We start from the raw sequence: 13,374 nt of genomic DNA, 5'->3' as shown, positions 1-13,374 counted from the left end.
GGCGCCACCGACGATCAGACCCGTGGCAGGGCCACCGCTGGGAACCGGGGTGACCCGCCGTCGCCCGTCCGGGCGCATCGGAGGCCTGGTACACCCCTCCCCGGCCCGGAGCGCCTCCGAAGGGCTCCTGCGCGCCTTGGGGCCAGGGGCGCGGCTGCTCGACCCAGACGCGGGAGCGCCGCTCGTCGTGGACTGGGACGCGTGCTGGTGGGAGGGCAAGCGGATCGAGGAGCTCTCCCAGTGGAGCAGCCTCGCGGCCTCCGGGCGCCTCGGAGAGGTGAATGGCGCCTTCGTCCTCGCCCGGCGCGTGGAGGGTGAGGTCCGGCTCACCCGCGACGCCATCGGCGAGCGGACGCTGTACTACGCGAAGGTTCCGGGGGGATGGATCTTCGCCTCGACGATCCATGCGCTGCTCGCCAGTGGCCTCGTCCCGCGACAGCTCGATCCGCGCGGCATCGCGGCGTACCTCAGCTATGCGTACAGCCCGGGCGAGGAGACGCTGGTCGAGGGCGTCCGAGAGGTGCTGGCCGGTGAAGAGGTGCGCCTGCCGCTGGGCGGCGGGACGGTGCGCAAGGAGCGGTTCTGGTCCTTGCCGCCCGAGCTGGACGCCGCGGAGGGAGCCCGCGCCCTCGAACGCGAAGAGGAGCTGCGCCAGCAACTGCGCGCCGAGCTGGAGGGCGCCGTCTCTCGCAGGCTGCCGCCAGGAGAGAAGGTGGGCGCGTTCCTCTCCGGGGGGCTCGACTCCAGCCTCGTGGTGGCCCTGGCGAAGCGACTCCATGACCACGAGGTGGTGACCTGGTCGGTCTCCTTCGGCCCGGAGTACCGCAACGAGCTGCCGTTCAGCTCGCTCGTGGCCGAGCACTGCGGCACCCAGCACCACATCGTGGAGCTGGCGCCCAACGTCATCCTCCGCCACCTGGACGAGACGATCGCGCTGCACTCGGATCCGATCGGCGATCCGCTCACCGTGCCCAACGCCCTGCTCTTCCGCGAGGCGGAGACCCAGGTGGGCGTGGTGCTCAATGGCGAGGGCGGCGACCCCTGCTTCGGCGGACCGAAGAACCTGCCCATGCTGCTGGCGGAGCTCTACGGGGACATGTCCATCCGCGACGAGGAGCCCCTGGCGCGCGAGCGCAGCTACCTCCGGGCCCACCAGAAGTGCTTCGATGACTTCGATCAGGCGCTCTCCCCGAAGCTGAGGCAGGCGCTCGAGGCCCGGCCGCTCGAGGAGTCCCTGGCGCCCCTCTTCGCCGACCCGCGCTGGAAGACCTTCGTGGGCAAGCTGCAGGCCCTGAACCTGACGCTCAAGGGCGCCCACCACATCCTCCACAAGGTGGACGAGGTGAGCGCTCCGTTCGGGGTGCTCCCGCGCGCGCCCCTGTTCGACCGCGGCGTGGTGGAGCTGGCCTTCCAGCTTCCGCCTCAGTTCAAGCTGAAGGGCTCGGTGGAGAAGTACCTGCTCAAGCGCGCCGTGGAGGACATCCTGCCGCGCGCGATCATCGACCGCCCCAAGAGCGGCATGCTGGTGCCGGTGGAGGGCTGGTTCCAGGGGCCGCTGCTGCCGGAAGCCCGCTCACGCCTCCTCGACGGGCTCCAGCGCTGGGAGTTGTTCGACCGCAGGTGGCTGGAGCGCCTCCTGTCCGGCAAGCTGGGCGGGCTGCGCCCGCGTCACGGCGTGAAGATCTGGCTGCTGATCACCCTGGAGGCCTGGCTGCGCAAGGTCCTCGCGCCTTAAGCGGAACGGTTGGCCGCTTTCTCGATGACGTTAACCATCAGGTCCTTCACCCGCCGAGGCTTGTTGCCCCCGTTGTCGCGGATGATCTTGTCGATGTCGTCACCCGGCCCATGGTAGTCGGGCATCAGCTCGCCACCGCCGTTGGGGTTGGAGAGCCCCTCGAACAGGAAGAGCACGTCCTCGCCCTTGCGCGAGAAGACAGCGCCATCCTGCCGGTCCCGGTACACGTTGATGTCCTGGTTGAGCCGATCGAACGGATCGGCCAGCTCCTGGTTCGCCTCGCCGACGATTTCCCGGAAGTAGTTGGCCTTACCCCGCGAGTTCGTGTCGATGACCGACAGCCGCTGGTCATCCCACCGGCCGACCATGTCCATGTTGATGACGCCGGAGATGTTCTCCAGCCCCAGCCCGGGAATCGGGTGGTCCACGAAGTACTGCGAGCCCACCAGCCCCTTCTCCTCGGCCCCCGTCCACAGGAACAGCACCGAGCGGTCCAGCTCGCCGCGCTTCTGCGCCTCGACGAGCTCTGGAATGGCGGCCATCAGCACCGCGCTGCCCGAGGCGTTGTCGTCCGCGCCGTTGTAGACGGTCCCATTGCGGCCCGTGCCGATGTGGTCCAGGTGGGCCATCACGACGATCACCTCGTCCTTGTGGGGGCCGGTGCCCGGCAGCATGGCCAGGGTGTTCTGGGTCATGCCGTCGAACTGTGCCACTTCCCGCAGTTGCTCCACGCTCATCGGCTCGCCCGAACGCTCCGCCAGCGGCCTGCCCGCCGCCTTCAGCGTCTCCGCGTACTTGCTGCTGAGCAGCGCCCGCGTCTCCGGGGGCATGTTCTCGTCGAGGTAGAACCCCTCCTGGAACACCTCGTGCCCGAACTCCTTGTGTACCCCGTGGCCATGCTCCGAGCCCGCGGCGGCCTCTCGCGCCGGGCCCGCGAAGGAGAACACCTCGAAGCTCTGGTGGTACGGGTCGCTCGGGTTCAGCGTGTTGGGACCCTGCAGGCCGTACTTCTGGGCGTACTGCGCCACGTACGCGGAGGCGGCGCTCAGCTCCTGCGAGGGGCTGTCGCGGCCCTTCAGCTCATCCGAGGACAGATAGGCGATGTGCTTCATCGGATCCGCGTCATCCACCGGAGCCGGCGTCGACTGCGGCGCCCCATCGAGCGCCACGCGCGGCCGCGCGCCCCCAGCCCCCTCGAAGGAATCGGACGCCGCCGGCGAGACCCGCGCCTCCGCCCCCATCCGCCGGACTGTCGCGTCCCTCACCCCGTTGCTCCGCGCAGACGACACTGGCTCTCTTAAGGAAGTGACAGCGCGTGAACTCTCGGGGATTCTCGGGGCCATAGCGAACCTCGGTGTGCGAACCTGTACGCTGTGGTTGTCGTAAGTAGGCGAATGTAAGTTGCGCGGGATGACACGATTGTTCCACGGTAGACACGATGGCTGAGAACGGACCCTCCCAGGCCGAGCGACTCCCCACGGGCGTCCCGGGGCTCGACACCCTGATGCGCGGGGGCTTCATCAAAGGGGGCGTCTATATGGTGCTGGGCATGCCTGGCGCCGGGAAGACGATCCTCGGCAACCAGGTCTGCTTCCACCATACGTCCACGGGGGGCCGGGCCCTCTACGTCACCCTGCTGGCCGAGACGCACACCCGGATGATCAGCAACCTGCGCTCGATGAAGTTCTTCGAGCTGTCGCGCATCCCGGACTCCCTGGCCTACCTGAGCGCCTACTCCGTGCTCGAGGAGGGCGGGCTGGACGCGCTGCTGGAGCTCATCCGCAAGGAGATCAAGTCCCACCGGGCCACCCTGCTCATCCTCGATGGGCTGGTCGCGGCCGAGGAGATCGCCCCCACCGAGCGCGACTTCAAGAAGTTCATCCACGGCATCCAGGTGACGACGGGGCTGATGGGCTGCACCTCGCTGCTGCTCACCACCGGAGGGGGCAGCGGCCTCAAGGCCGAGCACACCATGGTGGACGGCATGCTCATCCTGCGCGAGCGCACCTTCGGCGTGCGGGCGGTGCGCGAGCTGACCGTCCGCAAGTTCCGAGGCAGCGGCCACCTGCGCGGCCCCCACAGCTTCGACATCAGCGATCGCGGCATCACCGTCTTCCCCCGGCTCGAAACGGTGGTGGAGACCGAAGTCCCCGCCAGCTCCGCGAAGGAGCGGATGGCCTTTGGCATCAAGGGGCTGGACGCCATGCTCCACGGCGGCATCTTCGTGGGCTCCACCCTGATGCTCTTCGGAACCCCCGGCAGCGGGAAGACCCTGCTGGGGCTGCACTTCCTCGCCGAAGGCGCCCGTAAGGGCGAGCGCGGACACTACTTCGCCTTCTACGACGCTCCCCAGCGGGTGCGCGATCAGGCCACCAGCGTGGGGCTTGCCCTGGAGCCGCTCATGGAGAAGGGGACGCTCGAGCTGAGCTTCCGTCCTCCCCTGGAGAACCTGCTCGATGAGCTCGGGACCCAGCTGCTGCACTTGATCCGGGAGAAGGGGATCCGCAGGCTCTTCGTCGACGGCTTCGAGGCCTTGCAGCGGACGGTGGTCCACAAGCCCCGCATCGCGCGCTTCATGGCCGCGCTCGTCAACGAGTGCCGCTCGCGCGGCGTGACGCTGCTCTTCTCGGTCGAGACGGAGTTCGCCTTCGGGCCCCAGCTCAAGTTCCCCGTTCGGGGAATCTCGATGATCACCGAGAACATCCTCTTCCTGCGCTGCACCGAGGTGGGCTCGGAGCTGCGGCGCTTCATCTCCGTGCTGAAGCTGCGCACCAGCGAGCATGATCCCGCCCTGCGCGAGTTCCAGATCAGCCGAAAGGGGCTCTCCGTCGGAGACCCCATCAGCAATGCGCAGCTGTTGATGTCGGGCCTGGCCCAGATCTCCCCCACCCAGGGCGCGTCTCGCAAGCGCCGCTTCAAACTGCGGGGCAAGTAGGTATGGGGCCCATCCTCATCGTCGATGACGAGTTCGGCATCGCCGAGGCCCTGACAGGGTTCCTCGAGGACGAGGGCTACCCGTCCGCCTTCGCGCTCAACGGCCGCCTGGCCATGGAGCAGATGGCCAAGGCGTCCCCCTCCCTGGTCTTCCTGGACTACATGATGCCGGTGATGAATGGCCCGGCCGTCCTGGAGGCGATGAAGAGCGACCCGAACCTGCGGGACGTCCCCGTGGTGCTCATGAGCGCCAGCCCTCCGAAGGTGTGGCGCGATCTGCCCGCGACCGACTTCCTGCACAAACCGTTCGGCCTGGACCAGTTCCTGGAGCTGGTGCGACGCAACCTCGGCCACCCTCCCGCGCGATAGACACGCCGCCCGTCTTTCTTCACATGAGCTCCATCCAGATCATCCGCGACTTCGCCTCTCCCCAGGAGGGCTTCTCCCGCACCCTGCGCATCTACACGCCGGACGGGTACGACCCGGCGGCCTCAGATCGGCGCTACCCCGTCCTCTATCTGCACGACGGGCAGAACGTCTTCGCCCACCCGGAGTCGGCCCTCTACGACACCTGGTGCGCCAACCACGCGCTCGACAGTCTGGTGCGCGAGGGCCAGCTGGAGCCGTGGATCGTCGTCGCCGTGGACTCGCGGGACAACCGCCTGTCCGAGTACTCCCCATGGGACGAGCCCCGCAGCCACGTGCTGGCGCGGGGCGAGCCCTACGTCCGCTTCTTCGTGGACACGCTCAAGCCCTTCATCGACAGCCACTGGCTCACGCGCCAGGGCCCGGCATGGACGGGCGTCATGGGCTCATCGATGGGAGGGCTGATCTCGCTCTACCTGGGCTGGAGGTACCCGGAGCTGTTCGGCCGCATCGGTGGGCTGTCTCCCTCGGTGATGTGGAGCTACGGCCGCCTCTTCCACGAGTGGACGTCGCATACGCACCGCTGGACGCGCATCTACCTGGACGCGGGCGTCCACGAGAACATCGATCCGGTGGGCTACTGGATGTTCTACGGCCAGGCCACGCGCGACTTCTACTTCCACCTCAAGAACCTGGGGTACGGCGACCACGAGCTGCACCTGGTGCTGGACCCCGAGGGCGGCCACAACGAGCGGGACTGGCAGCGCCGCCTGCCCGAGGCGCTGCGCTGGCTGCTGCGCTGAGCCGGGCCCATGGCGAGAGTTAACCCGGCTGGCTGATGGGCAGTACCACCGTGAAGACGGTCCCCTGCTCCTCCGAGCTGCTGACGCTGACGGTGCCACCGTGGGCTTCCGCCAAGCCTTTGACAAGGCTCAGCCCAAGCCCCCAGCCACGCTCTCCGCTCGCGCGGGCGGTACTCGAGCGGTGAAACGGCTCGAAGAGGTTCGGCAGCTCCGTCTCTGGAATGGGCATACCCTCGTTGTGGACCTGAAGCCTTGCCGCGCCTCCTTCCTCCTTCAATGACACCGTCACAGGGCGATGGGGCGCTCCATACTTCACTCCGTTGCCGCACAGGTTCTCGAGGATCCGGCGAATCGCGCCGCAGCTCCAGAAGCCCTCGATGGTGGACGCGGCTCGGAGAACGAACCGGTCCCCGTGGATCGTGCTCAGCTCCTCGAGCACCTGCTTCGCAACCTCATTCAAGCAACAGCGCTCCAGCTCGAGCGGGAGCTTCTCTCCGGCCTTGAGTCGACTCGTGTCGAGCATGTCGCGGATCAGCTGGTCTGCCCTATCGATGTTATCGGCGATACGGCTCGCCAGCTTCTGGAGACGCGCGGGATCGTCCGCGCCGCGGCTGAGCAGGTGGGAACTCATCTTGGCGGCCGTCAGCGGGGTGCGAAGATCGTGGGCGAGCGTGGAGACGAACCGTTCACGCAGCTCACGCTCTTCCTGCAAGCTCACGAGGCTCTTTCGAAGTGCCTCTTCCGATTTTTTTCGATCCGTGATGTCGGTGCCGGCCACCAGGAACCCTCGAACCGTTCCGTCCGGCGCGAACTGCGGCGTGTAGGTATTCAAGAAGGTGCGGACCGATCCATCGGGCGCATGGAACGGGCTCTCGTAGGACACGATCTCGCCTTGCAGCACCTGGAGTGTGTACGGATGAAGGGCTCGCTGCGTTTCGTCTCCCGCGACCTGTCGAATCGTCTTCCCGACGAACTGCTCCGGGGGCAGGTGCCACATCTCCGCCGCGGCTTTGTTCATGAACAGGAAGCGCTCGTCGCGATCGAGGTGACACAGGTGAATGGGGACTGAATCCGCGACGATCCGCAGTTGCTCCATCGCCTGTCGAAGCGCCGCCTCGCTCTCCTCCACCTGCTGACGAGCGCGGACCTGCTCGGTGACATCCTGGATGATCGCGAGGATGCCCTTGATACGTCCATCGCCTCCTCGGAAGGGGTGATAACCCAGGGTGAGGGAGAACCGGGCAGCCTCCCCTCTCTCCTTCTGTCGCGGGAAGGGCTGCTCCTTGCCGATGTAAGGGATTCCCGTTCGGTAGACCTCATCGAGAATCTTGAAGAACTTTCCCGCCTCCTCCTCGGTGAAGGCCTCGCGGACCTTCTTGCCGATGGGATCGCGGCCCACCATCTGGAGATACAGCGGATTCGCCAGGGTGAAGACGTGCTCCGGCCCGCTGAGGATGCACAGGGCCACGGGGGCCTGCATGAAGAAATCGCGCAGCTCCTGGCGGCTATTCTGGAGCTCGATCTCGAGCCTCCTCCGCTCCGTCAAGTCGTAGACCGTCGTCACGGCGACGGTGATGTTGCCGTGACCATCACGGATCGGGGTCGAATTCACGACGAGCGTGGAGACGGTCCCATCCAGCCGACGGTACAGCATCTCCTCGTCGCGAACGGTCTCTCCCTTTCGGATGGCCCGAACCGTGGGGTATTCGCCCACCGCATAGGGACTGCCATCGGCGTGGATCGCTCCGTACAGAGCGAATTCCTCCGCGGTCTTGCGCTCAGAGACCGGGCGCTCGATGAGCCGTTCGACCTCTTCGTTGCGAACCAGCGCGCTCTCGGTCCGAGCGTCCGTGACTGAAACGCCTACCGGGAGGTGGCGAATGACGGCTTCGAGAAGCGATCTCGCGGTCTGGAGTTCCTGTAGGACCCGTTCACGCTCCGCCTGGTACTCCTGTTCCACCTTGGAGCGAATCCGGGTGAACTCACTCGCGGAGTTCGCGACTCCGCGGTGAAGGGCGTCATGGATGATGTCCTCGGTCTGGAACTCCAGGCGGCCGCCTTGGCGGAGGACGGTGAAGATGACCCGGCTGAGGAGGCGGTACTCGATCAGGACAGCGTTCAGCGAGTACGCGTTCTGGTGCGCCCGTATCTGGCCGTGCTTCATCCCAATCCGAGCGCTCTCCTGGAGATTCGCGACGCTCTCGCCCTGCTGGAGCGCATCCGCCAGGTTGTCGATCAGTTCGGGAAGGCTGTCCACGAGGCCATCCCAATCGAGCGTGCGGGCCGCCTCCAGCTCCGAGCGAGCGGCCGAGACATAGGCCTCGATGATCTCCGCCTTCCGCTCACGGAGCCGCTGGGCCACGGTGTAACCGTCGAGCGACTCGGGCGTGGACTCGAAAGTTCCCTGTGGCATCACCCATCCTCGGGGAAGCCAGCGCTGGCTCGTCAGCCTGGTTGCCTGGCTGCCCTTACCTCCCCAGATGGAATGTGGGCTCCCTGGGTCGTTCTGGGAACCGTAAGGCCGCATGCCAGCCTGCTCTCCGCGCTAGCGCTGGAGCGCACCTCCAACCTTGCGTGCGAACCGCTAGACCTCCTCGAACCACATGCCTGTGGCACCCATGTGCTCCAAAGCGTCCTTAATTTCCTCGGAGACGATCAGCGGGCCCATCCACCCCTCACAACGAAACACCTGGGCGCTTCCCACCTTGGCCTTCTCGATGCGCATGTCCCGCACGGAGGCGTACTGACCGACCATCTCCGGAATCCCGTTCTCGTGAGTCCAGAGCCGAACTCGGGAAGCTTTCTCGTCGATACAGCGGATGAGGCGGGTGGCCACGAGGATAAGGTACTGATCCGGATGGCCCTCCACCTCCACAGGGAGCAGTTGCACGTTGTCAGGCGCCAGTTCCGCGAACATGGACGCGACCCGGACATGAACTACCGGGATGCTGATTCCCGCTTCCGTGAAGTCCAGCGGCTTGCCCTCGATCTCGATGGGGACGCTCAAACGATCCTTGATGTCGACGGGCGTCCCGCGCATGAACTGCCCGTCATCCACTTTGAGGCCGTGGCGGTCCCTGGGCATCGCCAGGTGCCAGCGGTGCGGAACGTTCACATCGTCCGCGAGCTCGAAGAAACGCTTGGGCATGGGCTCCATCTATCGCGGTGTCTGCCGGGTGACGAGTTGGTTCAGCTCTGTTCCCGGGGTGGCGATTTCCTTCGACAGTTCCTTGAGGGCCTCCTTCAATCTCTCCCGGCACTCCGCAATGCTGCGACAGGTCAATGTTGCACCGCGCAGTTCCTTGAAAACAATCTGATGATACCGCTCGGGGTGCGGTCCGTAATGCCCTGCCAGGGGCATCTTGTTCGCCGGGTCATCCAGCGTCATCCCTGCTTTGGCGAAGATCTCCCGGAACCTTGGGGTCCACTGGCCACCGCGAAGGGTAGACGTGTCGTTGCAGTTGGTGGCGATGTGGTGCATCTCGACGCAGGGCCCCTTGCCACCACCGCCCCGCGCCGCCATAGCCACCGCGTTCACGGGCATCGTGACGCTGACACCCTCGGCACTGAGCGCAATCTCCTCCACCACCCCCAAGGCAGGCAGCCAGATTCCGGCCTTGCCTTCGGCCTGCACAGCCACCTGCGCCGAGCCGGGCAGCGTCGGCACCTTCGCCGCGAACTCGTGCGCCGTCCGACCAATGGCCGCCACCAGCAACATGGCCAACGCGCGCGCGGACTGGCGAGCGATGATCTTTCCGAAGCGCTCGCCCGCCTCGCGGATCTGCTCGAAGGAGGTGGCTCTCTTTACCTCCTCCATCAGCTGGAGCCAGCCCGTTACCAGGTTGTAGAGCGTGTCATAGCCCACATACAGAATCAGCCCGACGCCCAGCACCGCCACCAGCGCCGGAGCCACGGGATTGAGTGCCATGATCAGCAGCATGGAACCCAACGTCCACAGGGCCGCGCTGATGAGCGCCCGCACCTCCACCATCTCACCCAGCGCCTTGTTCATCTCGTCCAGCACCGGGCTCTTGCTCAGAGCCAGCGCCCAGATGTAGCGGCCGTTCATGTCCAGATAGCGCCCACCCACCAGCGCGCCCCCGAGACAGTCGCCGTAGAGGTTATGCACGCGCTGGCACCAGACCCGGTAGCGTTCCGCCGTCTCCAGGTCTTCTTTCGTCAACGTCCCTTCTAGGGACTCACCTCCACCCGTCGGCACCAACTTCTTGTCCCTGGGCAGGTAGAGATAGTTTCCGAACTGCGAGTCCATCTGAAACATTCGCTCCACCGTCTGGCGCGGCATGCCTGACAGCCGCACCTCGCGCGCCAGTTGCCTGATGGCCCGCTGAACCTCCTCTTGCTCCAGCACGATGGGTTGCAGTTCCGCCCTGCGGGGAAGGTGGACGACGGCTGTCCCCTGGCCTGTGTCCTCTACGCGGGCGACCCTCGGGATGCCGCTGCACCCCACGAGGAACGCGAGGAGCAGAGCGTGGGTCCTCAACAGAATCCGCCGCAGAACCATGGGTCACCCCCTTTTTGCAAGAAAGAGGAGACGTTAGAAGTCCGCCACAGGGAAGAGGAGGAGCCGCTGGGTGGCGTCCATCCTTCCCCCTTCACTTCCCTGCAGGGGATGAAAGCGGAGAAATCAAACCCATGGGGCCGACCGCCCCTTCCAGGTGAACGTGCGCGTGGTGGCGGCCACTAACCGAGAGCTGCTGCTCCACGCCCGCCAGGGAAAGTTCCGCGAGGGCCTGTACTACCGGCTGGGCGTCATGCCGCTGGTGCTGCCGCTGTGCAACCGGCCCAGAGCCCCCCGGCTGCTGGCGGAGCACTTCGTGCGAGCCCACGCTCCGCGAGCGCAGGCGGTGAAGTTCACTCCGGCCGCCCTCGCCCGACTCGAGCAGCACTCCTGGCCTGGGAACATCCGCGCGCCTGAGGACACGGCGGCTCCTGCACTGGAGCTGCCTGAGGGAGTCACGCCACCGGTAGTATGTGCCCTATTTGCACACGGCTTTCGCCACTGCTCGTTGAGCTGCTGCATACCGCCTCGGACACCTCGGCCAACGAGGCGACGTACCAGCTCACCGCGACGGTGGATCTCTTCGATGGGGAGGAGGGTGGCGAGGGGGGCTCCTCAGGCTATGGCTGAGGAGCCCCGGCGAGCGGGTTTGGGGGGCGGCGCTGGAGGGATTAGAACTCGTAACCACTCACGGTGACAAAGCTTGGGTAGCTGCCGCTGCTTGCGGAGACGCCCACGACTTCTCCAGAGTCAAACCGGACTCCTGCTTGGAATTGGGTGGTATGGGAAGGTTGCGTATACCCAAGCCCAGGCCCGAAGACAGGGACCATTGCTCTCACGGGCAAGATATGTTCGCCATTCATTATTCCGAGGCTGAGGATCGTTCCATTGTCTCTTCCAACAGCAACAATATCAGTCACAATGAAAGTCTTACCCGCTGGAACAACGTAGAGGGGGATAGCGATGGTGTAGATGTTGGATGCGAAAAGCGACCTGATAGAGTTTCCACGCCCCTCGTTCTCTGGGAGGACGCTCTCACGCGCGAGTTTTCCTCGCACCACCGAGCCATCCACCAACAGACTTCCATCCACTGGTCCCGTCACTTCGCCAGTGGGCCCTTGTGGCCCCGTGAGTCCTTGCGGCCCCGTGAGCCCTTGCAGCCCTCGCTCACCTTGAGCCCCTGCGATCCCCTGCGGCCCTGTCTCACCTTGAGCCCCCGCAGGCCCTGTCTCGCCTTGAGCCCCCGCAGGCCCCTGTGGCCCTCCCTCACCCGCGGGTCCCTGAAGTCCTTGCAGTCCCATGAGCCCTTGTGAGCCGGTATTCCCCGGGTCTCCCTTGTCTCCTTTGGGCCCTAGATCCCCGGGCGCTCCCGCGAGCCCTTGGGGACCTTGCTCGCCCTGCATGCCTTGCTCGCCCTGCGGACCTTGAGGTCCCATAGGGCCCTGTTCACCTTGAGGACCTTGGGGCCCCACGGGGCCCTGGGAATCTCCTGGCGTTGGCAGTTGGGGACTAGCAGGGGGCGAACCAGAACCGCACCCTACTGCCATGGACAACACCACACACAACACGCCGCGTCCCAGGTACATGCATTGTCTCCCTCATCGCGGCTCATCAAGAGTCCTGAAGCCAGGATTTAGGGGAAACCCTATGCAGAGGAAGGGAAGCCGGCTGTACCGCTTAAGGAGTACGCACTCGATTGCGACCTCGACGCTGCCGACCCGTGGAGTTACAGCCCTACTTGGAGCAAGAGGGCGAGCCGCGAGAAGGTGTCCGCGCCTTCCCGCAGCCGGGGATAGTGGTCCCAGCTGAGCGCGGCTCCCACCGGGCCGAAGTGCAGGTCTACGAGCAACCGCAAACCCGGCCTGGCTTCGGGAAGTACCTGCACCGGCACGCCCACCCCGAGGCCGAGACTCGGGATGATGAGGATCTGCGGCGTTGCGTACTGTGTGAGCGGCGCGAGGACGAGCTGCTCGCGAAAGTCCGTCTCCACGGAGAGCGAGTGCAGGAAGGACTTGGGCGCGGCGAGCTGGTAGCCGAGCCGCGCCATGAAGCGGGAACCCTCCCCGAGCTGAGCGCCCACGCCGAGCTGTACGCCGCCCGGAATCCACCACGACTTGCGCTGCGTGAGCGCGATGTTGAACCACTCCGGCGCGCTCGCTGCCTCGAAGCGCCGCTCCGCCACCGCGTGCGCGCCCTCGCGCCGGACCTGCCAACCCGTCGCCTCCGGCTGGGTGCGCGCGGATGCGTCCGGGCTGCTGCCCACCTCCCACGCCGAGGGGAAGCGCACCGTGACGTGGAGTTCAGGGTTGCCCGCCCACGTGCGAATGGGCCCCAGCAGGTAATCGATGTCCCAGTGCGTGGCTCGCCACGCTTCGGAGGACAGCAGCACGTGGCGCGACTGCACCGCGGGCCACTCATACCCCGAGGGCAGGAAGCGCCTCTCGAGCCGCACCACGCCGCGCACCACCAGCTCCCCTCCCCTCGCTGGAGGCAGCGTGAGGGTGAAACCGAAACGCTCCACCGAAGTGCTCGCGAGCCGCTCGAGCGCCTCCTCATGTGCGAGTGGGGCCTGTGCGGCATCGCCGGTGTCCAGGACGGACTCGGGTGGGTCTGCCTGTCCCTCCGCCACCGGGAGCGGCTCCCCGTCGAACGCCACGCGCACCTCGCTCACACGGATACCCAGAAAGGCCGCGTCGATGACCTCCGCCTCGGAGGTGCCGTTGCGCAGCCGGTAGCGCGCCTCGAAGCGGCAGGCCTCCTCGCGCTCCGCCCCCGAGCAGTCGAAGGACAGCTCCTCCCCGAGCACCTCCGAGCGCGTGCGCGCGGTCCCCGGAGACAGGGTGAAAGCCGCCGGCATGCGCGTGGACGCGGCCACGTTGGCGGCGGCGGGTACGGCGACGAGGAGGCAGAAGAAGGAAGCGAGGCGAGCCGTCATGTCCGCCATTGTCCCTCAAGCCCGCGGCGGAGGCTCAGCCCCTCTTGTCCGAGCCAGGGCGAGGGGGGCCTGACGAAACCAT

The 13,374-nt window shown here is 66.3% G+C and carries 10 protein-coding genes; 5 read left to right on the top strand and 5 right to left on the bottom strand.

The annotated features are described in order from the left end of the window. Positions 1 to 49 precede the first annotated feature (49 nt). Complete coding sequence (locus tag SYV04_RS31765) at positions 50 to 1,735, top strand: asparagine synthetase B family protein (protein WP_321549718.1); 1,686 nt, start codon at positions 50 to 52, stop codon at positions 1,733 to 1,735. On the opposite strand, the gene SYV04_RS31760 is transcribed toward SYV04_RS31765, so the two are convergent. Further along, on the bottom strand, positions 1,732 to 3,078 hold the full coding sequence (locus SYV04_RS31760; protein ID WP_422723995.1) for a M28 family metallopeptidase: 1,347 nt from the start codon (positions 3,076 to 3,078) through the stop codon (positions 1,732 to 1,734). The genes SYV04_RS31765 and SYV04_RS31760 overlap by 4 nt on opposite strands. 95 nt (positions 3,079 to 3,173) lie before the next feature. On the opposite strand from SYV04_RS31760, the gene SYV04_RS31755 reads away from it, so the two are divergent. Genes SYV04_RS31755 through SYV04_RS31745 form a run of 3 tightly spaced genes read left to right on the top strand, consistent with a single transcriptional unit; the run spans position 3,174 to position 5,838 of the window. Continuing rightward, positions 3,174 to 4,670: an ATPase domain-containing protein gene (locus SYV04_RS31755; RefSeq protein ID WP_321549716.1), complete on the top strand. Its 1,497-nt coding sequence runs from the start codon at positions 3,174 to 3,176 to the stop codon at positions 4,668 to 4,670. A gap of 2 nt (positions 4,671 to 4,672) precedes the next feature. Then, positions 4,673 to 5,038, top strand: a complete 366-nt coding sequence (locus SYV04_RS31750) for a response regulator (RefSeq protein WP_321549715.1) — start codon at positions 4,673 to 4,675, stop codon at positions 5,036 to 5,038. Between the two features lie 23 nt (positions 5,039 to 5,061). Continuing rightward, the gene (locus SYV04_RS31745) at positions 5,062 to 5,838 is read left to right on the top strand and encodes an alpha/beta hydrolase (protein ID WP_321549714.1); all 777 of its coding nucleotides are present in this window, start codon (positions 5,062 to 5,064) and stop codon (positions 5,836 to 5,838) included. 19 nt (positions 5,839 to 5,857) lie between these two features. Here SYV04_RS31745 and SYV04_RS31740 read toward each other — a convergent pair whose 3' ends face one another. From SYV04_RS31740 to SYV04_RS31730, 3 genes are all read right to left on the bottom strand, one after another. Continuing rightward, positions 5,858 to 8,251, bottom strand: a complete 2,394-nt coding sequence (locus SYV04_RS31740; RefSeq protein ID WP_321549713.1) for a PAS domain-containing protein — start codon at positions 8,249 to 8,251, stop codon at positions 5,858 to 5,860. A 171-nt stretch (positions 8,252 to 8,422) separates the two neighbouring features. Next, positions 8,423 to 8,986, bottom strand: a complete 564-nt coding sequence (locus SYV04_RS31735) for an imm11 family protein (RefSeq protein ID WP_321549712.1) — start codon at positions 8,984 to 8,986, stop codon at positions 8,423 to 8,425. 9 nt (positions 8,987 to 8,995) lie between these two features. Next, positions 8,996 to 10,360 carry an AHH domain-containing protein gene (locus SYV04_RS31730; protein WP_479691452.1) on the bottom strand — a complete coding sequence of 455 codons (1,365 nt, stop codon included), beginning with the start codon at positions 10,358 to 10,360 and terminating at the stop codon, positions 8,996 to 8,998. A 154-nt stretch (positions 10,361 to 10,514) separates the two neighbouring features. On the opposite strand from SYV04_RS31730, the gene SYV04_RS31725 reads away from it, so the two are divergent. After that, positions 10,515 to 11,054, top strand: coding sequence for an AAA-type ATPase lid domain-containing protein (locus tag SYV04_RS31725; RefSeq protein WP_321549710.1), 540 nt, complete (start codon positions 10,515 to 10,517; stop codon positions 11,052 to 11,054). 1,029 nt (positions 11,055 to 12,083) lie between these two features. Here SYV04_RS31725 and SYV04_RS31720 read toward each other — a convergent pair. Beyond that, positions 12,084 to 13,292: a hypothetical protein gene (locus SYV04_RS31720; RefSeq protein ID WP_321549709.1), complete on the bottom strand. Its 1,209-nt coding sequence runs from the start codon at positions 13,290 to 13,292 to the stop codon at positions 12,084 to 12,086. Between the last annotated feature and the right edge of the window lie 82 nt (positions 13,293 to 13,374).

This window comes from Hyalangium ruber (genome assembly GCF_034259325.1).
GTDB classification, from domain to species: Bacteria; Myxococcota; Myxococcia; order Myxococcales; family Myxococcaceae; genus Hyalangium_A; species Hyalangium_A rubrum.
Note: the sequence above shows the minus strand (reverse complement) of the source record. Positions and strands in the feature narration are given on the sequence as shown.

Bases quoted from the DNA above. Each gene is read 5' to 3' on its own strand.
- SYV04_RS31760 (WP_422723995.1), bottom strand. From the start codon at position 3,078: ATGGCCCCGAGAATCCCCGAGAGTTCACGCGCTGTCACTTCCTTAAGA.
- SYV04_RS31755 (WP_321549716.1), top strand. From the start codon at position 3,174: ATGGCTGAGAACGGACCCTCCCAGGCCGAGCGACTCCCCACGGGCGTC.
- SYV04_RS31750 (WP_321549715.1), top strand. From the start codon at position 4,673: ATGGGGCCCATCCTCATCGTCGATGACGAGTTCGGCATCGCCGAGGCC.
- SYV04_RS31745 (WP_321549714.1), top strand. From the start codon at position 5,062: ATGAGCTCCATCCAGATCATCCGCGACTTCGCCTCTCCCCAGGAGGGC.
- SYV04_RS31740 (WP_321549713.1), bottom strand. From the start codon at position 8,251: ATGCCACAGGGAACTTTCGAGTCCACGCCCGAGTCGCTCGACGGTTAC.
- SYV04_RS31735 (WP_321549712.1), bottom strand. From the start codon at position 8,986: ATGCCCAAGCGTTTCTTCGAGCTCGCGGACGATGTGAACGTTCCGCAC.
- SYV04_RS31730 (WP_479691452.1), bottom strand. From the start codon at position 10,360: ATGGTTCTGCGGCGGATTCTGTTGAGGACCCACGCTCTGCTCCTCGCG.
- SYV04_RS31720 (WP_321549709.1), bottom strand. From the start codon at position 13,292: ATGACGGCTCGCCTCGCTTCCTTCTTCTGCCTCCTCGTCGCCGTACCC.